General features: G+C 71.4%; 19 protein-coding genes. 12 read left to right on the plus strand and 7 right to left on the minus strand.

Annotation, left to right across the window (positions count from 1 at the left end):
* Nucleotides 1–7: 7 nt before the first annotated feature.
* A complete protein-coding gene (locus AC07DO_RS01560) occupies nt 8–607 on the minus strand; it encodes a LysE family translocator (protein WP_479056261.1) in 600 nt (199 codons plus the stop codon).
* A gap of 29 nt (nt 608–636) precedes the next feature.
* On the opposite strand from AC07DO_RS01560, the gene pdxR reads away from it, so the two are divergent.
* Nucleotides 637–2,232 carry a MocR-like pyridoxine biosynthesis transcription factor PdxR gene (gene pdxR / locus AC07DO_RS01565; protein ID WP_479056262.1) on the plus strand — a complete coding sequence of 532 codons (1,596 nt, stop codon included), beginning with the start codon at nt 637–639 and terminating at the stop codon, nt 2,230–2,232.
* A gap of 83 nt (nt 2,233–2,315) precedes the next feature.
* Here the strand turns inward: pdxR and AC07DO_RS01570 are convergent, their stop codons facing one another.
* A complete protein-coding gene (locus AC07DO_RS01570) occupies nt 2,316–3,359 on the minus strand; it encodes a LacI family DNA-binding transcriptional regulator (RefSeq protein ID WP_479056264.1) in 1,044 nt (347 codons plus the stop codon).
* A 134-nt stretch (nt 3,360–3,493) separates the two neighbouring features.
* On the opposite strand from AC07DO_RS01570, the gene AC07DO_RS01575 reads away from it, so the two are divergent.
* Genes AC07DO_RS01575 through AC07DO_RS01585 form a run of 3 tightly spaced genes read left to right on the plus strand, consistent with a single transcriptional unit; the run spans nt 3,494 to nt 6,635 of the window.
* Complete coding sequence (locus AC07DO_RS01575; RefSeq protein WP_479056265.1) at nt 3,494–4,645, plus strand: Gfo/Idh/MocA family protein; 1,152 nt, start codon at nt 3,494–3,496, stop codon at nt 4,643–4,645.
* Nucleotides 4,642–5,802 carry a dihydrodipicolinate synthase family protein gene (locus AC07DO_RS01580; protein ID WP_479056266.1) on the plus strand — a complete coding sequence of 387 codons (1,161 nt, stop codon included), beginning with the start codon at nt 4,642–4,644 and terminating at the stop codon, nt 5,800–5,802. The genes AC07DO_RS01575 and AC07DO_RS01580 overlap by 4 nt, the downstream gene beginning before the upstream one ends.
* Nucleotides 5,799–6,635 (plus strand): sugar phosphate isomerase/epimerase family protein, encoded by an 837-nt coding sequence (locus tag AC07DO_RS01585; protein WP_479056267.1) that lies wholly within the window; start codon nt 5,799–5,801, stop codon nt 6,633–6,635. The genes AC07DO_RS01580 and AC07DO_RS01585 overlap by 4 nt, the downstream gene beginning before the upstream one ends.
* 41 nt (nt 6,636–6,676) lie before the next feature.
* Here AC07DO_RS01585 and AC07DO_RS01590 read toward each other — a convergent pair whose 3' ends face one another.
* Complete coding sequence (locus tag AC07DO_RS01590) at nt 6,677–7,213, minus strand: DUF937 domain-containing protein (RefSeq protein WP_479056268.1); 537 nt, start codon at nt 7,211–7,213, stop codon at nt 6,677–6,679.
* A 299-nt stretch (nt 7,214–7,512) separates the two neighbouring features.
* On the opposite strand from AC07DO_RS01590, the gene recD2 reads away from it, so the two are divergent.
* Together recD2 and AC07DO_RS01600 are read left to right on the plus strand one after the other, a co-directional pair.
* Nucleotides 7,513–9,780 carry an SF1B family DNA helicase RecD2 gene (gene recD2, locus AC07DO_RS01595; protein ID WP_479056269.1) on the plus strand — a complete coding sequence of 756 codons (2,268 nt, stop codon included), beginning with the start codon at nt 7,513–7,515 and terminating at the stop codon, nt 9,778–9,780.
* Between the two features lie 181 nt (nt 9,781–9,961).
* Nucleotides 9,962–11,260: a citrate synthase gene (locus tag AC07DO_RS01600; protein ID WP_190415400.1), complete on the plus strand. Its 1,299-nt coding sequence runs from the start codon at nt 9,962–9,964 to the stop codon at nt 11,258–11,260.
* Nucleotides 11,261–11,716: 456 nt separating this feature from the next.
* Here the strand turns inward: AC07DO_RS01600 and AC07DO_RS01605 are convergent, their stop codons facing one another.
* From AC07DO_RS01605 to AC07DO_RS01620, 4 genes are all read right to left on the minus strand, one after another.
* Nucleotides 11,717–13,990, minus strand: a complete 2,274-nt coding sequence (locus AC07DO_RS01605; protein ID WP_479056270.1) for a heavy metal translocating P-type ATPase — start codon at nt 13,988–13,990, stop codon at nt 11,717–11,719.
* Nucleotides 13,991–14,109: 119 nt separating this feature from the next.
* On the minus strand, nt 14,110–14,430 hold the full coding sequence (locus AC07DO_RS01610; protein ID WP_479056271.1) for a heavy-metal-associated domain-containing protein: 321 nt from the start codon (nt 14,428–14,430) through the stop codon (nt 14,110–14,112).
* A 145-nt stretch (nt 14,431–14,575) separates the two neighbouring features.
* On the minus strand, nt 14,576–14,773 hold the full coding sequence (locus tag AC07DO_RS01615; protein WP_479056272.1) for a MerR family transcriptional regulator: 198 nt from the start codon (nt 14,771–14,773) through the stop codon (nt 14,576–14,578).
* A 277-nt stretch (nt 14,774–15,050) separates the two neighbouring features.
* Nucleotides 15,051–15,950 (minus strand): sugar phosphate isomerase/epimerase family protein, encoded by a 900-nt coding sequence (locus tag AC07DO_RS01620; protein WP_479056273.1) that lies wholly within the window; start codon nt 15,948–15,950, stop codon nt 15,051–15,053.
* 137 nt (nt 15,951–16,087) lie between these two features.
* Between AC07DO_RS01620 and iolC the strand changes: the two genes are divergently transcribed.
* From iolC to AC07DO_RS01650, 6 genes are all read left to right on the plus strand, one after another.
* Nucleotides 16,088–17,059 carry a 5-dehydro-2-deoxygluconokinase gene (gene iolC / locus AC07DO_RS01625; protein WP_479056274.1) on the plus strand — a complete coding sequence of 324 codons (972 nt, stop codon included), beginning with the start codon at nt 16,088–16,090 and terminating at the stop codon, nt 17,057–17,059.
* A gap of 5 nt (nt 17,060–17,064) precedes the next feature.
* Nucleotides 17,065–17,940, plus strand: a complete 876-nt coding sequence (locus tag AC07DO_RS01630) for a Cgl0159 family (beta/alpha)8-fold protein (RefSeq protein ID WP_479057492.1) — start codon at nt 17,065–17,067, stop codon at nt 17,938–17,940.
* A 29-nt stretch (nt 17,941–17,969) separates the two neighbouring features.
* Nucleotides 17,970–18,782, plus strand: coding sequence for a 5-deoxy-glucuronate isomerase (iolB, locus tag AC07DO_RS01635; RefSeq protein ID WP_479056275.1), 813 nt, complete (start codon nt 17,970–17,972; stop codon nt 18,780–18,782).
* The gene (iolD, locus tag AC07DO_RS01640) at nt 18,779–20,647 is read left to right on the plus strand and encodes a 3D-(3,5/4)-trihydroxycyclohexane-1,2-dione acylhydrolase (decyclizing) (protein WP_479056277.1); all 1,869 of its coding nucleotides are present in this window, start codon (nt 18,779–18,781) and stop codon (nt 20,645–20,647) included. Before iolB ends, iolD begins: the two co-directional genes overlap by 4 nt.
* A gap of 17 nt (nt 20,648–20,664) precedes the next feature.
* The gene (gene mmsA / locus AC07DO_RS01645; RefSeq protein WP_479056278.1) at nt 20,665–22,176 is read left to right on the plus strand and encodes a CoA-acylating methylmalonate-semialdehyde dehydrogenase; all 1,512 of its coding nucleotides are present in this window, start codon (nt 20,665–20,667) and stop codon (nt 22,174–22,176) included.
* Between the two features lie 116 nt (nt 22,177–22,292).
* Nucleotides 22,293–22,652, plus strand: a complete 360-nt coding sequence (locus AC07DO_RS01650; RefSeq protein WP_479056279.1) for a 5-carboxymethyl-2-hydroxymuconate Delta-isomerase — start codon at nt 22,293–22,295, stop codon at nt 22,650–22,652.
* Nucleotides 22,653–22,805: the final 153 nt, after the last annotated feature.

Raw genomic sequence — 22,805 nt, forward strand, 5'->3', positions numbered from 1 at the left:
CCCGTCGTCAGAGGAAGGCCAGCCTCGCCCCCAGCGCCGCGAACGCCACCGCGAAGGTGCGGCGCATCCGGGCCACCACGCGCGGGCGCGAGATGACGTGGTGACGCATGGCCGCGGCGAACCGTCCGTACGCCACGAAGACCACGAACGTGATCAGCATGAAGTAGGCGCTCAGCTCCGTCATGCGCAGGAAGGCGTAGGGCTCGTCGGTGCTCACGAACTGCGGCAGGAACGCGAAGAAGAACAGCGTCAGCTTCGGGTTGAGGATGTTGATCAGTACGCCCGTCAGGATCGTGCGGCCCGCCGAACGCGGCTCGCCCTCCCGCTCCGCGGTGAGCTCGCTCTTGTCCCGCCAGGTGCTCCACGCCATGTACAGCAAGTAGGCCACGCCCAGGTACTTGAGCGTCTGGAAGGCGACGGCGCTGGTGTTCAGGAGCGCCGCGAGCCCGGTGATCGCGGCCACCATGTGCGGGACGACGCCCAGCGTGCAGCCGACGGCGGCGGTCACTGCGGCGCGGGTGCCGCGCGAGAGGCCGGCCGCGATCGTGAACAGGACGCCGGTGCCCGGTGTCACGCAGACGACGAGGGAGGTGAGAAGGAATTCCATGCCCCGACCCTGGCGCCCACAATGGCTCCATGAACAGGTCCATTGGATCGCCTTCCCACAGGTCCATAACGTCTGCGCGGTCCGAGTCCGTCCGGTCCGAGTCCGTCCGGTCCGAGTCCGTCCGGTCCGAGTCCGTCCGGTCCGAGTCCGTCCGGCCGGGCGGAGTCTCCGACTTCCTCCAGCTCGACACCGGCGACGCCGGCAGGGGAGGCCTCGCGGACTGGCTCGCGCGGGAGATCAGGGACGCCATCGCCGACGGCCGCCTCCCCGTCGGCAGCAGACTCCCCGCCACCCGTACCCTCGCCGCCGACCTGCGCGTGTCCCGCGGCGTCGTCACCGAGGCGTACCGTCGGCTCACCGAGGACGGCCACGTCGCGGGCCGGGGCAGGGGCGGAACGGTCGTCGTGGCGGTACCGCATGTGCCGCCCGCGCCCTCGCCGCCCGCGCCCTCGCCGGGCGCGTCAACTCCCCCGCGGCAACCGGGAAGGGGTGAGGGGCTCTTCACGGTCCCGCTCGACGACCTCGGCGTCTTCGACGCCGTCCGCGCCGCGCCCGCCCGCATCGACCTCTCGCCCGGCCTGCCCGACCTCGCGGCCTTCCCGCGCGCGGCCTGGCTGCGCGCCGAACGCTCCGTGCTCGCCGGGCTCACCCCGTCGGACTTCGGTTACGGGGATCCGCGCGGCACCCCGGCCCTGCGCGCGGCCGTCGCCCACTGGCTCTCCCGGAACCGCGGAATCCGCGCCGAGCCGGACGACGTGATGATCGTGAACGGTACGGCCCAGGCGCTGCGGCTCCTCGTCGATGTCCTGCACGCCGACGGGGTCCGCGAGGTGGCGGTGGAGGAGCCGGGGTCGCTCGGTGTGCGGCAGCATCTGCGGCCGCTCGGCACGCCGCCCGTACCGGTCGACGCCCACGGCATCCGCGTCGACGCCCTGCGTGCCACCGGGGCACGCGCCGTGTTGCTCACCCCCGCCCACCAGTTCCCCACCGGCGTCGTCCTCGGCGGCGAGCGGCGCCGCGAGCTCATGGAGTGGGCCCGCGACGGCGGCCTCGTCATCGAGGACGACTACGACGCCGAACACCGCTACGACCGGCCCGCGGTCCCCGCCCTGCGCGCCCTGCTCCCGGAACACGTCTGCTACGCGGGCAGCGTATCCAAGCTCCTCGCGCCCGCGCTGCGCCTGGGCTGGCTGCTCGCCCCGCCCGCATACCGGGACGCGCTCCTCGACGCCAAACGCCTCACCGACCTCGGCACGGCGGCCCTGCCCCAGCTGGTCCTGGCGCACCTCATGGAATCCGGCGGCTTGGAACGCCACCTCCGCCTGATCCGCAGGCACCATCGCCGGCGCAGGGACGCCATGATCGCGGCGATCCGGACCCAGCTGCCGACGGCGGTCGTGCACGGTGCCGCCGCGGGGCTGCACCTGATGATCACCCTCCGTCCGGAGGCGTACGAGGGGTCCGACACCGCCCTCGCGGCCGCCGCCCTGGCCGAAGGCGTCAAGGTGCACCCCCTCTCCTGGCACACCCAACTCCCGCACCCGCCCGGCCTCGTACTCGGCTACGCGGCGAGCGGCACCGCGGAGATCGCCGAGGGGGTGGGGGTGCTGGGGCGCTTGGTGTAAGGCGCTTGGTGTGAGGCGGGGACGATCCGGTGGCGCTGCTGTCCTTACCGGTGCTGCGGTCCTTACCGGTGCCGCTGCCGTCCCTACCGGGGCCCCGCCGTGGACCCCCGCACCATCAACTCCCCGTGCACCGTCGCCACACCCCCGGGCGGCGGCTGCTCCTTGCTCATCGCGATGCGGCCCGCCCGGGCGCCCGCCTCGTGGAGGGGCAGACGCACCGTCGTGAGTGCGGGAACCGCGTCGGTGCTGAACGGCAGGTCGTCGAAGCCCGCCACCGACACGTCGTCCGGGATGCGCAGGCCCTTGTCGCGCAGGGCCGCGCACGCGCCGAGCGCCACCGTGTCGTTGGCGGCGACGACGGCTGTCAGGTCGGGGGCGCGGCGCAGGAGTTCGTCCGTGGCGTCGTAGCCGGAGCGGCGGTCGTAGGGGCCGTGGACCGTCAGCGCCGGATCGTCCGGGACGCCCCGGGCGGCGAGCGCGGCGCGGTGACCCTCCAGGCGGTGGCGGGTGGTCGTGCGTTCCTCGGGGCCCGCGATGTAGCCGATGCGGCGGTGGCCGAGGCTCAGGAGGTGGTCCGTCAACTGCTGGCCGCCGCCGCGGTTGTCGAAGGTGAGCGCCACCGCGTCGGTGTTCGGCGACGGCGGCCTGCCGCACAGCACCACGCGCGTGCCCGCCTCCGTGAGGCGCCGCAGCTTGCCGGAGATCGCGGCGGCGTGTCCGGCGTCCTCGATCGCGCCTCCGGTGAGGATCACGGCGGCGGCGCGTTGGCGCTGAAGGAGCGTGAGATAGGTGAGTTCGCGCTCCGGGGAGCCGCCCGTGTTGCAGACGACGGCCATCCGCTCGCCGCCCGCACGCCCGCCGGGACCGCCGATCTCGGACTGCACGGCGCCCGCCATGATCCCGAAGAAGGGGTCGGCGATGTCGTTGACGAGGATGCCGACCAGGTCGGAGGTGGCGGCGGCGAGCGCGCTCGCGGGGCCGTTGAGGACGTAGTCGAGCTCGTCGACGGCGCGCAGGACGCGCTCGCGCGTGGCGGTCGCCACCGGGTAATTGCCGTTCAGCACGCGGGAGACGGTGGCGGGGGAGACCTGCGCGCGGGCCGCCACGTCCGCAAGGGTCACGGTCATCTCATCGTCCTCCGGTCACCCGTTTGTCCCGCCCGGTCACCGCTCTCGACCGAAGCCCTTGTCCGAACCTTGTGCGGCAGGCTAGCTTGCCTCCAGATAGAAAGCGCTTGCTACGTATCTACGGAGGGACCTTCGTGACACGCAAGACGGTGCGCATCGCCATGAACGGCGTCACCGGACGCATGGGCCACCACCAGCATCTGGTCCGTTCGATCCTCGCCCTCCGGGAACAAGGGGGCCTCGATCTGGGCGACGGCACCGTGCTGTGGCCCGAGCCCGTCCTCGTCGGCCGCAGGGAACACGCACTGCGTGCCCTCGCCGAGCGGTACGGCCTGGACCAGTACTCGACCGACCTCGACGCGGTCCTCGCCGACCCGGCCGTCGACATCTACTTCGACGCGCAGGTCACCTCCGCGCGCGAGGACGCCATCAAGCGGGCCGTCGCCGCGGGCAAGCACATCTACACCGAGAAGCCGAGCGCCACCGGCCTCGACGCGGCACTCGACCTCGCGCGCCTCGCGGAGGCGGCCCGCATCAAGCACGGCGTCGTACAGGACAAGCTCTTTCTGCCGGGCCTGCGCAAACTGAAGCGGCTCGTCGACGGCGGCTTCTTCGGGCGGATCCTGTCGGTGCGCGGAGAGTTCGGCTACTGGGTCTTCGAGGGCGACTGGCAGCCCGCCCAGCGCCCGTCCTGGAACTACCGCGGCGAGGACGGCGGCGGCATCGTCGTCGACATGTTCCCGCACTGGGAGTACGTCCTGCACGAGCTGTTCGGCCGCGTGCGCAGCGTCCAGGCGCTCACCGCCACGCACATCCCGCAGCGCTGGGACGAGCGTGACAAGCCCTACGACGCCACCGCCGACGACGCCGTGTACGGCATCTTCGAGCTGGACGGCGGCGCCGTCGCGCAGATCAACTCGTCCTGGACGGTGCGCGTCAACCGCGACGAGCTCGTGGAGTTCCAGGTCGACGGCACCGAGGGATCCGCCGTCGCGGGCCTGCGCAACTGCCGCGTACAGCACCGCGGTACGACCCCGAAGCCGGTCTGGAACCCGGACCTGCCCGCCACCCACTCCTTCCGCGACCAGTGGCAGGAAGTGCCCGACAACGGCGACTTCGACAACGGCTTCAAGGCCCAGTGGGAGCTCTTCCTCAAGCACGTCTACGCGGACGGCCCCTACCACTGGGACCTCCTCGCGGGCGCACGCGGCGTGCAACTCGCCGAACTGGGACTCAAGTCGTCCGCCGAGGGCCGGCGCATCGACGTACCGGAGATCGCACTGTGACCACCCTCCTGCTCCCCGTCGCGGGCGGCGGCACGCGCGCGTACACGCCACGCGCCGAACCGCCGCCCACGACCGCCGGCGGCCCCCCGCTCACCTCGCGCACCGTCTTCTCCGCGGCGCACGTCGTCGCCGACCCGTTCGCCGACGTGTCCCCGGACGGCCCCGCCGCCGTCGACTGGGACGCCACCCTCGCCTTCCGCCGCCACCTCTGGTCGCACGGCTTGGGCGTCGCCGAGGCCATGGACACCGCCCAGCGGGGCATGGGCCTGGACTGGGCCGGGGCGGCCGAGCTGATCCGGCGGTCGGCCGCCGAGGCGAAGGCCACCGGGGGACGCATCGCCTGCGGCGTCGGCACCGACCAACTCGCGGGCCCGGCAACCCTGCCGGAGGTCAGGGGCGCGTACGAGGAGCAGCTCGCCCTCGTCGACGCGGCCGGCGCCCAGCCGATCCTCATGGCGTCCCGGGCCCTGGCCGCCGCGGCCACGTCGCCGGACGACTACCTGGAGACGTATGGCCCCCTCCTGCGCCAGGCCTCCGAACCCGTGATCCTGCACTGGCTCGGTCCCATGTTCGACCCCGCCCTGGAGGGCTACTGGGGCGCCACCGACCTGGACGCGGCCACCGAGACCTTCCTGGAGGTGATCAAGGCCCACCCCGACAAGGTCGACGGCATCAAGGTCTCGCTCCTGGACGCCGACCGCGAGATCGCCCTGCGCCGCCGCCTCCCCGACGGCGTGCGCTGCTACACGGGTGACGACTTCCACTACCCCGAACTGATCGCCGGGGACGACCACGGCTTCAGCCACGCCCTGCTCGGCATCTTCGACCCGCTGGGCCCCCTCGCCGCGGAGGCCGTGCGGGCCCTGGACACCGGGGACGCGAAGCGGTTCCGCGCCCTCCTCGACCCCACCGTCGAGCTCTCCCGGCACCTCTTCCGGACCCCCACCCGCTACTACAAGACCGGCGTCGTCCTGCTCGCCTGGCTGGCCGGGCACCAGACGCACTTCACGATGGTCGGCGGCCTCCAGTCGGCCCGCTCCCTGCCCCACCTGGCCCGCGCCTACGAACTGGCCGACGCACTCGGCCTGTTCCCCGACCCCGGCCTCGCGGCCGCCCGCATGCGATCCCTGCTCACCGTCCACGGAGTGCCCCGATGAGCGAGCCGGTGCCGTCGTCGCGGCTGAGCATCAACCAGGAGACCGTCAAGCAGTGGTCGCTCCCCGAACTCGCCGAGGGCTGCGCCAAGGAGGGCGTCGGAGCCGTCGGCCTGTGGCGCGCGCCCGTCCAGGAGTACGGCGTCGAGCGCGCCGCCCGCCTCATGCGGGACACCGGGCTCACGGTGACGAGCCTGTGCAGGGGCGGCTTCCTCACGGACGTCGGGGAAGCGGCACGCGCGCGTGCCCTCGACGACAACCGCGCGGCGGTCGACGAGGCGGCGGCGCTCGGCACGGACACCCTGGTCCTGGTCTCGGGCGGCCTCCCGGCCGGCAGCAAGGACCTGGCGGGGGCGCGCGAGCGCATCGCGGACGCGCTCGCCGTCCTCGGCCCTTACGCCGAGGAGCGGGGCGTGCGCCTCGCCATCGAGCCGCTGCACCCGATGTTCGCCTCCGACCGCTGCGTCGTCTCCACCCTCGGCCAGGCGCTCGACCTCGCGGAGCGCTTTCCGGCGCAGCAGGTCGGCGTGGTCGTGGACACGTACCACGTGTGGTGGGACGACCTGGCGTTCGCGCAGATCGCCAGGGCGGGCCGCGGCGGCCGTCTGCACGCCTTCCAGCTCGCCGACTGGATCACACCGCTGCCCGCGGGCGTGCTCCTGGGCCGCGGGCAACTGGGGGACGGCAGCGTCGACTTCAGGGCCTTCAGGGCGGCCGTCGACGGCGCCGGGTACCGCGGCCCGATCGAGGTGGAGATCTTCAACGAGGGGCTGTGGGCGCGGGACGGGGGCGAGGTGCTGAGGGAGACGGCGGAACGGTTCCGCGCGCACGCGTGAGCCGGGAGCCGGGATCTCCGTCTCGCTCCTTGCCGCCTGTCCTACTTCTTGCCGCCCAGGATCTGACCCAGCAGGTCGCCGAGACCGCCGCCGGAGGAGGGCGCGGAACCGCTCGGGGCACCGGGCCCCTTCGTCCGCGCCGCCCTCTTGGAGACCACGGTGAGCACCACGGGGATCAGCATCTCGATCACGCGTGTGACCTTCGCCGCCGGGAGGCCGGTCTTCTTGGAGACCGCGTTCGCCACCGGCTTGCTCACCTTCGCGAGCATGCCGGCCATCATCCCGCCGCCGAGGAGACCACCTAGGCCGCCGCCGAGAGCGGCGACCCCTTGCGGGGTCGGATCGGCCGGCCCGACTTCGGCGAAGGCCTGCCGCACCTCGTCGGCCTCCGCGGGGTCGGCGGCGCGGCCCCGGATGTCTCCGGAGAGCGCGGACGCGGTCGTGCCCACGACGTCCTGTGCACCGGACGTGTCCGTGCCGAGCACGTTCGCGATCTCCTGGAGCCGGTCGTCGCCGAGCTCGTCGAGGACGTCCTCCTCGAAGGAGCGGGGCTCAGAGGTCTGGGAATCATCGCTCATGCGACAAACGCTACGTCTGACCCGCTTTGTCAGCACCTGGAGCCGTCAGAAAAAAGTTGGCGACACGGTGCAACCCTCCGGGCACGACGCGTGTCGTATATGGCGTCAGGGCTTATGAGGGGGGAACCAGGATCTGGGGGGATCCGGGGGGATCGCGAGTTCTGACAGGGGAGGGAAAACCCGAAGGGGTCTGGCTGGGAGGTCGGGCCCCTTCGAAGTTCTCCACAGGACGCCGCGGCCGGGCGCGCGGTTGTCCACAGGCCCACCGCACTGTCGGTGCCGGGCGGTAGCGTCGGATCATGTCGAGTCCAGGTCCGGCGATGACGGTGCTCGAGGGGGTCCTCGAGCGCATCACGTACGCCAATGAAGAGACGGGTTACACGGTCGCGCGGGTCGACACCGGCCGCGGCTCCGGTGATCTGCTCACCGTCGTCGGCGCGCTGCTCGGCGCCCAGGCGGGCGAATCGCTGCGGATGCAGGGCCGTTGGGGCTCCCATCCGCAGTACGGCAAGCAGTTCACCTGCGAGAACTACACGACGGTGCTGCCCGCCACCATCCAGGGAATCCGCCGCTATCTCGGCTCCGGCCTCATCAAGGGCATCGGCCCCGTCATGGCCGACCGCATCACCACCCACTTCGGTGTCGACACCCTCGACATCATCGAGACCGCCCCCGAGCGTCTCGTGGAAGTGCCCGGGCTCGGCCCCAAGCGCACGAAGATGATCGCCGCCGCCTGGGAGGAGCAGAAGGCCATCAAGGAAGTCATGGTCTTCCTCCAGGGAGTCGGCGTCTCGACCTCGATCGCCGTGCGCATCTACAAGAAGTACGGGGACGCGTCGATCTCCGTGGTGAAGAACGAGCCCTACCGCCTCGCCGCCGACGTCTGGGGCATCGGCTTCCTCACCGCCGACCGCATCGCGCAGGCCGTGGGCATCCCGCACGACAGCCCGGAGCGCGTCAAGGCCGGTCTCCAGTACGCCCTTTCACAATCCACCGACCAAGGGAACTGCTACCTCCCCGAGGAGCGCCTGATCACGGACGCGGTGAAGCTGCTCCAGGTCGACACGGGCCTGGTCATCGACTGCCTCACCGAGCTCGCGGGGGACGAGGAGGGCGTCGTCCGCGAGACGCTGCCCGACCCGGACGGGGGCGACGACATCTCCGCCGTCTACCTCGTCCCCTTCCACCGCGCCGAACTGTCCCTGGCCGGCCAGCTGTTGCGGCTCCTGAGGGCCGACGACGACCGTATGCCCGCCTTCCGGGACGTCGCCTGGGACAAGGCGCTCGCCTGGCTCGCGGCCCGCACCGGCGCCGAGCTCGCGCCCGAACAGAAGGACGCGGTCCGGCTCGCCCTGACGCAGAAGGTCGCCGTCCTGACCGGCGGACCCGGCTGCGGCAAGTCCTTCACCGTCCGCTCGGTCGTCGAGCTGGCCCGCGCCAAGAAGGCCAAAGTCGTCCTCGCCGCCCCCACCGGCCGTGCCGCCAAGCGCCTCGCCGAGCTCACCGGAGCCGAGGCCTCCACCGTGCACCGCCTGCTCGAACTGAGGCCCGGCGGAGACGCGGCGTACGACAAGGAGCGGCCGCTCGACGCCGATCTGGTCGTCGTCGACGAGGCGTCGATGCTCGACCTGCTGCTCGCCAACAAGCTGGTGAAGGCCGTCCCGCCCGGCGCCCATCTGCTCTTCGTGGGCGACGTCGACCAGCTGCCCAGCGTCGGCGCCGGAGAAGTGCTGCGCGACATGCTCAGCGACGAGAGCCCGATCCCAGCCGTCCGTCTCACCCGCATCTTCCGGCAGGCCCAGGAGTCGGGCGTCGTCACCAATGCCCACCGCATCAACTCCGGTGTCCCGCCCATCACCCATGGCATGAAGGACTTCTTCCTCTTCGTCGAGGAGGAGACCGAGGACGCGGGCCGCGTGACGGTGGACGTCGCCGCGCACCGCATCCCCAAGAAGTTCGGCCTCGACCCGCGGCGCGACGTTCAGGTCCTCGCCCCCATGCACCGGGGCCCGGCCGGTGCGGGAAATCTCAACGGCCTCCTCCAGCAGGCGATCACGCCCGCCAGGCCGGACCTGCCCGAGAAGCGGTTGGGCGGCCGGGTGTTCCGCGTGGGCGACAAGGTCACCCAGATCCGCAACAACTATGAGAAGGGACAGAACGGCGTCTTCAACGGCACGGTGGGCGTCGTCACCGCCCTCGACAGCGACGAGCAGCGGCTCACCGTCCGTACGGACGAGGACGAGGAAGTTCCGTACGACTTCGACGAACTGGACGAGCTGGCGCACGCCTACGCGGTGACGATCCACCGCTCCCAGGGCAGTGAATATCCGGCGGTGGTGATCCCGGTCACCACCGGTGCGTGGATGATGCTGCAGCGCAATCTGCTCTACACCGCCGTGACACGCGCCAAGAGGCTGGTCGTTCTCGTCGGTTCGCGCAAGGCTCTGGGGCAGGCAGTGCGCACGGTCTCCGCGGGCAGGCGCTGCACGGCCCTGGACTTCCGGCTTTCCGGTCTTCCCGGGCGCCGCGGAGCAGGCCCTGGACGTTTTGATCGATCAAACGAGTAGGAAACCTCACACAGCACTTCCGGAACCGGGGCGAAGGGGGCAGGATGAGCAGGTTGGCGGCACTGAGTGCCGCCAATAGGCCCAATGGTCGACCCCGAGTGCACTCTCCAGGGCCAAATGGGGGATGGTAGAGACAGTCAGGGCACCTCGAAGAAGAGGCACAACGTCGGTGAGGGATGACGTGAGCGAGAACGCTAACAACGGTGTAGTACTGCGGTACGGCGACGACGAGTACACCTACCCGGTGATCGAGTCGACCGTGGGCGACAAGGGCTTCGACATCGGGAAGCTCCGCGCCCAGACCGGTCTGGTGACCCTGGACAGCGGCTATGGCAACACCGCCGCCTATAAATCCGCCATCACCTATCTCGACGGCGAACAGGGCATCCTCCGGTACCGCGGCTACCCGATCGAGCAGCTGGCCGAGCGCTCCACCTTCACCGAGGTGGCGTACCTCCTGATCAACGGCGAGCTGCCGAAGGTCGACGAGCTGGCCACCTTCAAGAACGAGATCACGCAGCACACCCTGCTGCACGAGGACGTCAAGCGGTTCTACGACGGCTTCCCGCGTGACGCGCACCCGATGGCGATGCTGTCGTCCGTGGTCAGCGCGCTGTCCACGTTCTACCAGGACAGCCACAACCCGTTCGACGAGAAGCAGCGTCACCTCTCGACGATCCGCCTTCTCGCCAAGCTTCCGACGATCGCGGCCTACGCGTACAAGAAGTCGCAGGGCCACCCGGTCGTCTACCCGCGCAACGACCTCGGCTACGTCGAGAACTTCCTGCGCATGACGTTCTCGGTGCCCGCCGCCGAGTACGAGCTCGACCCGGTCGTGGTCAACGCGCTCGACAAGCTCCTGATCCTGCACGCGGACCACGAGCAGAACTGTTCGACCTCCACCGTGCGTCTGGTCGGCTCCTCGCAGGCGAACATGTTCGCCTCGATCTCCGCCGGCATCTCGGCCCTGTGGGGCCCGCTGCACGGTGGCGCCAACCAGTCGGTCCTGGAGATGCTCGAGGGCATCCAGGCCTCCGGCGGCGACGTCGACACCTTCATCCGCAAGGTGAAGAACAAGGAAGACGGCGTGAAGCTCATGGGCTTCGGGCACCGCGTCTACAAGAACTTCGACCCCCGGGCGAAGATCATCAAGGCGGCGGCGCACGACGTCCTCTCGGCGCTCGGCAAGTCCGACGAGCTGCTCGACATCGCGCTGAAGCTGGAAGAGCACGCGCTGGCCGACGACTACTTCGTCGAGCGCAAGCTCTACCCGAACGTCGACTTCTACACCGGCCTCATCTACCGCGCGATGGGCTTCCCGACCGAGATGTTCACGGTCCTGTTCGCCCTCGGCCGTCTGCCGGGCTGGATCGCCCAGTGGCACGAGATGATCAAGGAGCCGGGTTCGCGCATCGGCCGCCCGCGCCAGATCTACACGGGTGAGGTCCTCCGCGACTTCGTCCCCGTCGAGGGCCGCTGACCTTCCCGGTCACCCCTCGGCAGCTCCCCGCAGAGAGCGGAAAGCGCCCCGCCGTCGATCCCCCCACGGGTCGACGGTCGGGGCGCTTCCCTTTTTCCCGGTGCGGATTCCCCCCACGGGATCCGGCCGGGCGTCTGTGGCGGCCCTGCGGTCTGCCGGGACGCGTACGTACGGGAGGGCCGCTCAAAGCTCCCCGGTGCACGTGCCCCGGCAACGCAATATCCAGGAACATCCCCCAAGATGTCCCTCGATGTCAGGAAGACGTCCCCCAAGACATCTTCCTGCATCGCCCCATTAGACTCGCGACCCCCCTCAATGGTTACGTTGCAAACACTGTGATCTGCGTCTCCTGCATATGTCCAGTAGATGCGCAAGATCCCCGATATGTGGATCTCGGGAAGCGGGTGCAGATGCTGAAACGACCTTGTGAAGACGGTATGTGAGCGCCTGGGATCGTTATCGGAACGTGCTCAGGCGAAGACTGTTGGTGACCACGAAGACCGACGAGAAGGCCATCGCGGCCCCCGCGATCATCGGATTGAGGAGACCGGCGGCGGCGAGCGGCAGTGCGGCGACGTTGTAGCCGAAGGCCCAGAAGAGATTGCCCTTGATGGTGGCGAGGGTCTTCCGGGAGAGCCTGATGGCGTCGGCCGCGACCCGCAAGTCCCCGCGCACCAAAGTCAGGTCGCTCGCCTCGATCGCCGCGTCCGTGCCGGTGCCCATCGCGAGCCCCAGATCGGCGGTGGCGAGCGCGGCCGCGTCGTTCACGCCGTCCCCGACCATCGCCACGACCTTGCCCTCGCCCTGCAACCGTCGTACGACGTCGACCTTGTCCTGCGGCAGGACCTCCGCGAACACCGCGTCCGGCGCGATGCCCACCGCGTCGGCGACCGTCCGGGCGACGGCCTCGTTGTCGCCCGTGAGCAGTACCGGCGTCAGACCGAGCGAACGCAGCTCGCGCACCGCCTCCGCACTGGTCTCCTTCACGGCGTCCGCGACGGCCAGGACGCCGCGCGCGGCGCCGTCCCAGGCGACCAGGACGGCCGTGCGCCCGGCGGCCTCCGCGTCGTCCCGCAGCTTGGCCACGTCTTCCAGGCCCGTCACCCCGGCCTCCGCGAGGAGCCGCTCGCGGCCGGCGAGGACCTCGTGCCCGTCCACCGTGCCGCGCACCCCGGCCCCGGCGACGTTCTCGAACCGCTCCGGCGCCGGCAGCTCCCCGGGGTCGAGGCCGAGGCGCTCGGCGGCCCCCGCCGTGACGGCGCGGGCCACCGGGTGCTCGGAGGCGTGTTCCAGGGCGCCCGCGAGGCGGAGCAGGAGCTGCTCCCGGGTGTCCCCGGCGACGTGCACGTCCGTCAGCTCCATGCGGCCCGTCGTCACCGTCCCCGTCTTGTCCAGGACGACGGTGTCGACGCGGCGCGTGGACTCCAGGACCTCGGGGCCCTTGATGAGGATGCCGAGCTGGGCACCCCGGCCGGTGCCGACCATGAGCGCGGTCGGGGTGGCGAGGCCGAGCGCGCAGGGGCAGGCGATGATCAGGACGGCGACGGCGGCGGTGAACGCGGCGGTCGCGTCGCCCGTGGCGCCCAGCCAGCCGCCGAGCGTGCCGACCGCGATGAGGAGGACCACCGGCACGAAGACGCCGGCGATCCGGTCGGCGAGGCGCTGCACCTGGGCCTTGCCGGTCTGCGCGTCCTCGACGAGCCGCGCCATCCGCGCGAGTCGGGTGTCCGAACCGACGCGGGTCGCCCGCACGACGAGGCGCCCGGAGACGTTCACGGTGCCGCCGGTCACGGCGGCGCCGACGCCCACGTCGACCGGCACGGACTCACCGGTCAGCATCGAGGCGTCGACGGCGGAGGCGCCTTCCTCGACGGTGCCGTCGGTCGCGACGGTCTCCCCGGGGCGTACGACGAACCGGTCCCCGACCGCCAGTTGCCCCACCGGCACGCGCCGCTCGGTGCCGTCCCGCAGGACCGCCACGTCCTTGGCGCCCAGTTCGAGCAGGGCGCGCAGCGCCGAGCCGGCCTTCCGCTTGGAGCGGGCCTCCAGCCAGCGGCCGAGCAGGATGAACGTGACGACGCCCGCGGCGACTTCGAGGTAGACGGTCGAGGCGCCGTCGCCCGGCGAGGCCGTGAAGTCGAAGCCGTGCCGCATCCCCGGCATCCCCGCGTCCCCGACGAACAGCGCCCACAGCGACCAGCCGAACGCGGCGAGCGTGCCGATGGAGACGAGCGTGTCCATCGTCGCGGCCCCGTGCCGCAGGTTGGTGAACGCGGCACGGTGGAACGGCAGCCCGCCCCACACGACCACCGGCGCGGCCAGCGTCAGCGAGAGCCACTGCCAGAAGTCGAACTGCAGGTCGGGAACCATCGCGAGCAGCACGACGGGCAGCGAGAGGACCGCGGAGACGATCAGGCGCTGCCGCAGGGTGTCGGGCTCGGTGATGTCGGCCGTGGTGGGGGCGGGGGTGCCGCCGGGAGCGGCGTCGAGGGGCTCCGGCGGGGGCGGCACGATCTCCTCGGCCGTGTAGCCCAGCTTCTCGACCAGCGCGATCAGCTGGGCGACCTCGACCGCCGCGCCGTCCTCGGCCTCGTCGAACGAGACCTTCGCCTTCTCCGTGGCGAGGTTGACCGTGGCGGTCACGCCCTCCACGCGGTTCAGCTTCTTCTCGATGCGCGAGGAGCAGGAGGCACAGGTCATCCCGCCGACGGCGAGTTCGACTTCGGTCATGACTCTTTCGTACTACTTCCGGGATCGTGGGACGGCTGCGGGCCCCGAGGTGTCGGTGTCGACACCCCGGGGCCCGGGTACCCGGCAGGCCGCCGGTCGTGCGGCGCGGCCCGGGAGGGTCAGGCCTTGACGCCGGCGAGGTCGTAGCCGGCCTCGTCGACGGCGGCGCGCACCGCGGCCTCGTCCAGCGGGGCCTCGGAGACCACGGTGACCAGGCCGGTCGCGGCGACGGCCTTGACCGAGGTGACGCCCGCGATCTCCGAGATCTCCTCGGACACCGCGCCCTCGCAGTGCCCACAGGTCATGCCCGTCACCTCGTACACCGTGGTGACGGCGCCCTGCGGAGCGGCGGCGGCGTCGGAGTGGCAGGAACCGCTGGGGGAGCAGCAGGACCCGGTCGTCTCGGACGCGGCCTGCGGGAGCTCGGTCTGGGCGCTCATGTCGTTCTCCTCGGGAGTGTGTACGTATGCGGCGTAGCGTGCAGAAGGGGGCCCGGGAACCCCGGCGACCTCCTGACACACTCGAGACTATACCCCTAGGGGGTATTCCTCAACGAGGTGGGGCCGCGCATGGCGGGGGCGCGCGTCAGCCGTTGCGCCCTCGGTTGCGGGGCCGGGCCGCCACCCAGGCGCGGACCGTGTCCGCGTACCAGTAGGGCTTTCCGCCCTCCACGTGATCGGGGTCGGGCAGCAGCCCGTGCTTGCGGTACGAGCGGACCGTGTCGGGCTGCACACGGATGTGCGCGGCGATCTCCTTGTACGACCAGAGCCTGCGGTCGGTCATCAGTGGCACCTCCCTGCGTGCGCCCAGGGCGGCCGGAGAGGCCGACGGGGGAGCTGGGCGCGACGCGTGGCGATCACTCAGCCTGTGCCCGTTGAACGACGCAGAGTGACCACCGGTGGGCGTCTGTCGATCCCCTGTGACGCAAGACCCGCGTACGTGAGACATGTGTGACAGGACGGGATTGTTTGTGACAGAAGAGACGCATGCGGAGGGCGCGAGGGCTCGTGGCTCCTACGCGCCGCGTCTCCCGGTTCCCACGCGCCACGTCTCCTGGTTCCTACGCGCCGCACGACCGCAGGAACGAGCGGGTGCGGCGGGCGATCGGCAGCGGCCTGTCCGGGTCGCACGGGTACATGTCCTGCTCCACGATGGCGAAGAGCTCGACCCCCAGCTTCTGCGCCGCGGCGAGCACGGGCTCCAGCGCCGGCACCCCGGCGGGCGGCTCGCACATCACCCCGCGCGCCACCGCGGGCCCGAACGGCACCTCGTCGGCCCGCACCTCGGCGAGGACGGCCGGGTCGACCTGCTTGAGGTGCAGATAGCCGATGCGTTCGCCGTACGTCTCGATGAGCTTGACGCTGTCGCCGCCGCAGTACGCGTAGTGCCCGGTGTCCAGGCAGAGCGAGACGAGGTCGGGGTCGGTGGCGTCGAGGAAACGGGTGACGTTCTCCTCGCTGTCGATGTGCGTGTCCGCGTGCGGGTGGACCACGACGCGCAGGCCGTAGCGCTCGCGGACCTCGTGGGCCAGGCGCTCGGTCTGGGTGGTCAGTTCGCGCCATTGTGCGGGCGTGAGGACACGGTCCTCCAGGACCTCGCCGGTCTTGTCGTCGCGCCAGAAGGACGGGATCACGACGAGGTGCTCGGCGCCCACGGCCTGCGCGAGCGCCGCGTTGTCCGCCACGTGCGCCCAGGTCCTGTCCCAGACGGCGGGCCCGTGGTGCAGCCCAGTGAAGACCGTGCCCGCGGACACCCTGAGGCCGCGGCGGGCCGTCTCGGCGGTCAGTTCGGCCGGGTCGGTGGGCAGATAGCCGTACGGTCCGAGCTCGATCCACTCGTACCCGGACTCCGCGACCTCGTCGAGGAAACGGCGCCACGGGACCTGCCGCGGGTCCTCGGGAAACCACACGCCCCACGAGTCGGGCGCCGAACCGATCCGGATGCGAGACAGCGTCGTCATGCCAGCCAGCGTCCAGGCCGCTTCGGAAGAGTGTCAAGCAGTGGTCCGAATGTAAGGACAAAATGTTGACAGGGTTCCGGGGGCGGGATTAGACCTGAGGGCACACGATCGTCGGGTCCGGCGAAGGGACGCACAGGGTGAGTGATCCGTACGACGTCATCACGATGGGGCGGATCGGGGTGGACCTGTATCCCCTGCAGAGCGGGGTGCCCCTCGCCGAGGTGACCGCGTTCGGGAAGTTCCTCGGCGGCTCGGCCAGCAACGTCGCGGTCGCCGCGGCCCGCCTCGGCCGCCGCGTCGCCGTCATCACCCGCACCGGTGCGGACCCCTTCGGGGCGTATCTGCGCGGCGCGCTGCGGGACTTCGGCGTCGACGACCGCTGGGTGACCCCGGTCGCGGGCCTGCCGACACCGGTGACGTTCTGCGAGATCTTCCCTCCGGACGACTTCCCCCTGTACTTCTACCGGCTGCCGAAGGCACCCGACCTGGAGATCCACGAGAGCGAACTCGACCTCGACGCGGTCGCGACGGCGCGGATCTTCTGGATGACGGGCACGGGGCTGTGCGCCGAGCCCAGCCGCACGGCGACGCTGGCGGCGCTCGCGCACCGGGCACGGAGCGGAATCACCGTCTTCGACCTGGACTGGCGACCCATGTTCTGGAAAGACACGGGCCGGGAGGGCGCCGGTGAGGCGCGGCCGCATTACGAGGCCGCCCTCGCGCACGCCACCGTCGCCGTCGGCAACCTCGACGAGGTGGAGATCGCGACGGGCGTGCGGGAACCCCGCGCGGCGGCACGGGCGTTGCTCGACGCCGGCGTCGAACTGGCCGTCGTCAAGCAGGGCCCCGCGGGAGTGCTCGCCATGAACCGGGCGGGGGAGGCGGCGCAGGTCCCGCCCCTGCCGGTCGAGGTCCTCAACGGGCTCGGCGCGGGGGACGCGTTCGGCGGGGCGCTCTGCCACGGGCTGCTCGCGGGCTGGGACCTGGAGACGATCATGCGGTACGCGAACGCGGCGGGGGCGATCGTCGCTTCCCGCCTCGAGTGCTCCTCCGCCATGCCGTTTCCCGGCGAGGTCGCCTCGGCGGTCGAAGCGGGGGCGGTCACGTGAGCGTCGTGGACGTCGGCGAGCTCGTCCGCACCCGTGCCCGGCACCCCGAAGCCATAGCCGAAGCCGCCTCCCGGCGTGTGCGGCGGGAACTGCTCGGGGACAGCGGGCGGCTCATGATCGTCGCCGCTGATCATCCCGCCCGGGGCTCCCTCGGCGTGGGGCGGGACCCGCTCGCCATGGCCAACCGCGCCGACCTCCTCGAACGGCTCTGTCTCGCGCTGTCGCGGCCCGGGGTCGACGGCGTGCTCGCCAGCGCCGACGTGCTCGACGACCTGCTGCTCCTCGGTGCCCTCGACGGCAAGGTCGTCATGGGGTCCATGAACCGCGGCGGACTCGCCGGTGCCTCCTTCGAACTGGACGACCGGTTCACCGGGTACCGGCCCGAGGACATCGAGCGGCTCGGCTTCGACGCGGGCAAGCTGCTGCTGCGCGTCGACTACGCAGACCCGGGCTCGCTGCGGACCCTGCACTCCGCCGCCCGCGTCGTCGACGCCATGGCCGAGCGCGGGCTGCCCGTCTTCGTCGAGCCGTTCCTGACCGCGCGCGACGGCACAGGACCGCCCCGCAACGACCTGGGCGCCGACGCCGTCACCCGTTCCATCGCCATCGCCTCCGGACTCGCCGGCACCTCCGCGTACACCTGGCTGAAGGTCCCCGTCACCGAGAACCCCGACGACATGGCCCGCGTCATGGAGACCTCGACGCTCCCCGCCGTCCTGCTGGGCGGCGACACGGGCGGCGATCAGGAGGCGGCGTACGAGAAGTGGCGCGGCGCCCTGCAACTGCCCACCGTGCAGGGGCTCGTCGTGGGCAGGGCGCTGCTGTACCCGCCCGACGGGGACGTGGCGGGGGCGGTCGACACCGCCGTGGGACTGTTGTAGGCGAGGCGGATCAGGCCCGGGAGGCCCCCATGACGTACGTACCGAAAGGGAGTGCGGCCGACGGCCCGTACGCCCTCGCCATCGATCCGAAACGGGCCGGTTGGAGCTACGCGCAGCTGCGCGTCGTCGAGCTCGAACCGGGCGGGACGCACTCCTTCACCACCGGAGAGAGTGAATGGATCGTGCTCCCGCTGACCGGCGGCTGTACGGTGCAGACAGCAGACGGGATCATCGAACTGCTGGGCCGCGAGAGCGTGTTCAGCGGAGTCTCCGACTTCGCTTACGTGCCGCGCGACGCCCGGATCCAGATCGCCTCCGGCGCGGGAGGCCGCTTCGCCCTGGCAGGAGCGAAGTGCGAGCGTCGACTCCCCGCCCGCTACGGCTCCGCGCCGGAGGTACCAGTCGAGAACCGCGGCAGCGGCGGCTGCGCACGCGAGGTGCGCAACTTCGCGTCCGCGGACGCCTTCGACTGCGACCGGCTCATCGCCGTCGAGGTCATCACGCCCGGCGGCAACTGGTCCTCGTACCCGCCGCACAAGCACGACGAGCACCGGCCGGGCGTCGAGGCGGAGCTGGAGGAGATCTACTACTTCGAGATCGAGGCGCACGGCGATCGCGAGGGCTTCGGGTACCAGCGGGTCTTCCCGTCCAGGGAGGGCGGCACCGACGTCCTCGCCGAGGTCCGTACGGGGGACGCCGTCCTTGTGCCCGACGGCTGGCACGGCCCGTCCGTCGCCCAGCCCGGCCACGCCATGTACTACCTGAACGTGATGGCGGGACCGGGCGAGGAGAGGGAGTGGCGGATCTGCTTCCTCCCGGACCACACGGAGGGATACCGATGATCCGGCTCACCACGGCCCAGGCCCTTGTCCGTTTCCTGGCGCGGCAGTACACCGAGCGGGACGGCGCGCGGCAGCGGCTCATCGGCGCGACCTGGGGCATCTTCGGACACGGCAACGTGGCCGGGGTCGGGCAGGCCCTCGTGGAGTACGCCGACGAGATGCCGTTCCACCAGGGGCGCAACGAACAGGCCATGGTGCACGCCGCCGTCGGGTACGCCCGGCAGCGCGGCCGCCTCTCCACCCACGCCGTCACCACCTCCATCGGCCCCGGCGCCACCAACCTCGTCACCGGCGCCGCGCTCGCCACCGTCAACCGGCTGCCCGTCCTCCTGCTGCCCGGCGACGTCTTCGCGGCCCGGCCCGCCGACCCCGTCCTCCAGCAGCTCGAAGTCCCCTACGCCGGAGACGTGTCGGTCAACGACTGCCTGCGCCCGGTGTCGAGGTACTTCGACCGCGTGACCCGCCCCGAGGCGCTGATCGCCGCCGCGCTCGCCGCGATGCGCGTCCTCACCGACCCCGTGGAGACCGGCGCCGTCACGCTCGCCCTGCCCCAGGACGTGCAGGCGGAGGCGTACGACTGGCCGGAGGAGTTCTTCGCCGAGCGGACGTGGACCGTACGCAGGCCCGCCCCCGACCCGCGCGAACTGGCCGCCGCCGCGGCCGCCGTGCGCGCGGCCCGGCGCCCCCTGATCGTCGCGGGCGGCGGCGTCCACCACAGCGCCGCCGAGGACGCGCTGCGGGAGTTCGTGGACGCGACCGGCATCCCCGTCGCCTCCACCCAGGCGGGCAAGGGCTCGCTGCGCCACGACCACCCGGCGGACGTCGGCGGCATCGGGCACACCGGCACGGCCACCGCCGACGAACTGGCCCGCACCGCCGACCTCGTGATCGGCGTCGGCACCCGCTACAGCGACTTCACCACCGCGTCCTGCACCCTCTTCGAAGCGGCGGACGTGCGCTTCCTCAACCTCAACATCGCCCCCTTCGACGGCCACAAAATGGCGGGCGCCACCCTGATCGCCGACGCGCGCGCCGGGCTCGAAGCGCTCACGGAAGCGCTGCGCGGCCACCGCGTCGATCCCGCGTACGTCGTCGGGTACGGGGACGGGAAGGAGCGCTGGGAGCGGCGCGTCACCGCCGCGTTCCAGTCGGACGAGCCGGACACGCGCCCGACGCAGGCCCAGGTCCTCGGCGTCCTCGACGAGGTGGTGACGGACGACGACGTGATCATCAACGCCGCCGGATCGCTCCCCGGCGACCTGCACAAACTGTGGCGGGCGCGGTCGCCGCGGCAGTACCACGTCGAGTACGGCTACTCCTGCATGGGATACGAGATCCCCGCGTCCATCGGCGTCGCGCTGGCCGCGCCGGAACGGCCCGTGTGGGCGCTGGTCGGTGACGGCACGTACCTGATGAACCCGACGGAGCTCGTCACCGCCGTCCAGGAGAACCTGCCCATCAAGGCCGTCATCCTCCAGAACCACGGCTACGCCTCCATCGGCGGCCTCTCCGAGTCCGTGGGCGGCGAGCGGTTCGGCACCGCGTACCGCTTCCGGGCGGCCGACGGGTCGTACACCGAAAGCCCACTGCCCGTCGATCTCGCCGCGAACGCGGCCTCGCTCGGCATGCGGGTGCTGCGCGCCGGGAGCGTCCGCGAGCTGCGCGCGGCGCTGCGCGAGGCGCGCGACGCAGACCGTCCCACATGTGTCTATGTGGAGACGGAAACGGCAGACACAGTGTCGGGCCCGCCCCCGGCACAGGCGTGGTGGGATGTGCCCGTGGCCGAGACGGCGACCCGGGTGTCCGCGGTCAAGGCCAGGGAAGAGTACGACCGGCACGTCACTGCCCGACGCCGCCACCTGTGAGAAGAGGGATGCTTGTCATGACGAAGACCGTCAACCACTGGATCGGTGGAAAGTCCGTCGAACAGGCTGCGGGTGCGTCCGGCACGTACGGTTCGGTGACCGATCCGGCGACCGGCGCCGTCACGACGCGGGTCGCCTTCGCGAGCGTCGACGAGGTGGACGCGGCCGTCGCCGCCGCCCGTGAGGCCTTCGCGACCTGGGGCACCTCCTCGCTCGCCAGGCGCACCGCGATCCTCTTCAAGTTCCGCGCGCTGCTCGACGCCAACCGCGACGCGATCGCCGAGCTGATCGTCGCCGAGCACGGCAAGGTGCACTCGGACGCGCTCGGCGAGGTCGCCCGCGGCCTGGAGATCGTCGACCTGGCGTGCGGCATCACGGTGCAGCTGAAGGGCGAGCTGTCGACGGAGGTGGCGTCCCGCGTGGACGTCTCCTCGATCCGCCAGCCGCTGGGCGTCGTCGCCGGCATCACGCCGTTCAACTTCCCCGCCATGGTGCCGATGTGGATGTTCCCGCTGGCCATCGCGTGCGGCAACACCTTCGTGCTCAAGCCGAGCGAGAAGGACCCGTCCGCCTCGATGAAGATCGCCGAGCTGCTGAGCGAGGCGGGTCTGCCGGACGGCGTCTTCAACGTCGTGCACGGCGACAAGGTGGCCGTGGACCGCCTCCTGGAGCACCCGGACGTGGCGGCCGTCTCCTTCGTCGGCTCCACCCCGATCGCCCGCCACATCCACGCCACCGCCTCCGCCAACGGCAAGCGCGTGCAGGCCCTCGGCGGTGCCAAGAACCACATGCTGGTCCTGCCGGACGCCGACCTGGACGCGGCCGCCGACGCCGCGGTCTCCGCGGCCTACGGCTCGGCCGGCGAGCGCTGCATGGCCATCTCCGCGGTCGTCGCGGTCGGTTCGATCGGCGACGAGCTCGTCGCGAAGATCAAGGAGCGCGCCGAGAAGATCAAGATCGGCCCCGGCAACGACCCGACGTCGGAGATGGGCCCGCTGATCACGGCCGCCCACCGCGACAAGGTCGCCTCGTACGTGACGGGAGCGGCGGCCGAGGGCTGCGAGGTCGTCCTCGACGGCACCGGCCACACGGTCGAGGGTTACGAGGACGGCCACTGGATCGGACTCTCGCTGCTCGACCGCGTCCCGACGACCGCCAAGGCCTACCAGGACGAGATCTTCGGCCCGGTCCTGTGCGTGCTGCGCGTCGACACGTACGACGAGGGCGTGGCCCTCATGAACGCCTCGCCGTTCGGCAACGGCACCGCGATCTTCACCCGGGACGGCGGCGCGGCCCGCCGCTTCCAGCTGGAGATCGAGGCGGGCATGGTGGGCGTGAACGTGCCGATCCCGGTGCCGGTGGGCTACCACTCCTTCGGCGGCTGGAAGGACTCGCTCTTCGGCGACCACCACATCTACGGCAACGACGGCACGCACTTCTACACCCGCGGCAAGGTCGTGACCACGCGCTGGCCCGACCCCTCGGACGCGCCGGCCGGCGTGGACCTCGGGTTCCCGCGCAACCACTGAGCCGCCGCCCCCCCCGGCTCACGAGCCCCCGGCCCAGGCCGGGGGCTTCGCCGTTGGTTCACCGTGTTGGTTCACCGTTCTACGATGTGTGTGCACTACATGAAAGGCCGTGAGCCATGCCGCACATCGACATCGACTACGCCGACACCCTGTCCGGCACCCTGGATCTGCCCGCCCTCGTGGCGGAGCTGCATCCCCTGGTCGTGGAGCGGGTGGACTCGGTCGGCGTCGGCAAGACGTTCTGCCGGCCCTCGGCGGCGTTCGTCGACGGCAGGCCCGGGGCCGCCTTCGTGCACGTCACCGTGGGGTTGCTGGCGGGGCGTACGCGGGGCGTGAAGGTGGCGCTCTCGGACGACGTCCTCGCGCTGCTCGGCAAGCACCTGTCCGGGGTCGAGGGCGCGACGTGCTCGGTGGAGATCCGCGACCTCGATCCTTCGTACCGCCTGGACCCGACGTACGGGGGGCGGCGGGACTGAGCGCAGTGGGGTCGTGACCGACCGTGGAGCAGGGCCGTCCGGAATTCGGACGGCCCTGATTCTTTTTTGGCGCCGCCCTTGCGGTTCCCGTGCACAGGGTGCAATCCGGGCAGCTAAACCCGACGCGTTCATGTGCCTGCAATACGAAGGTCA

The sequence above is a fragment of the Streptomyces sp. NPDC045678 genome (genome assembly GCF_056432085.1).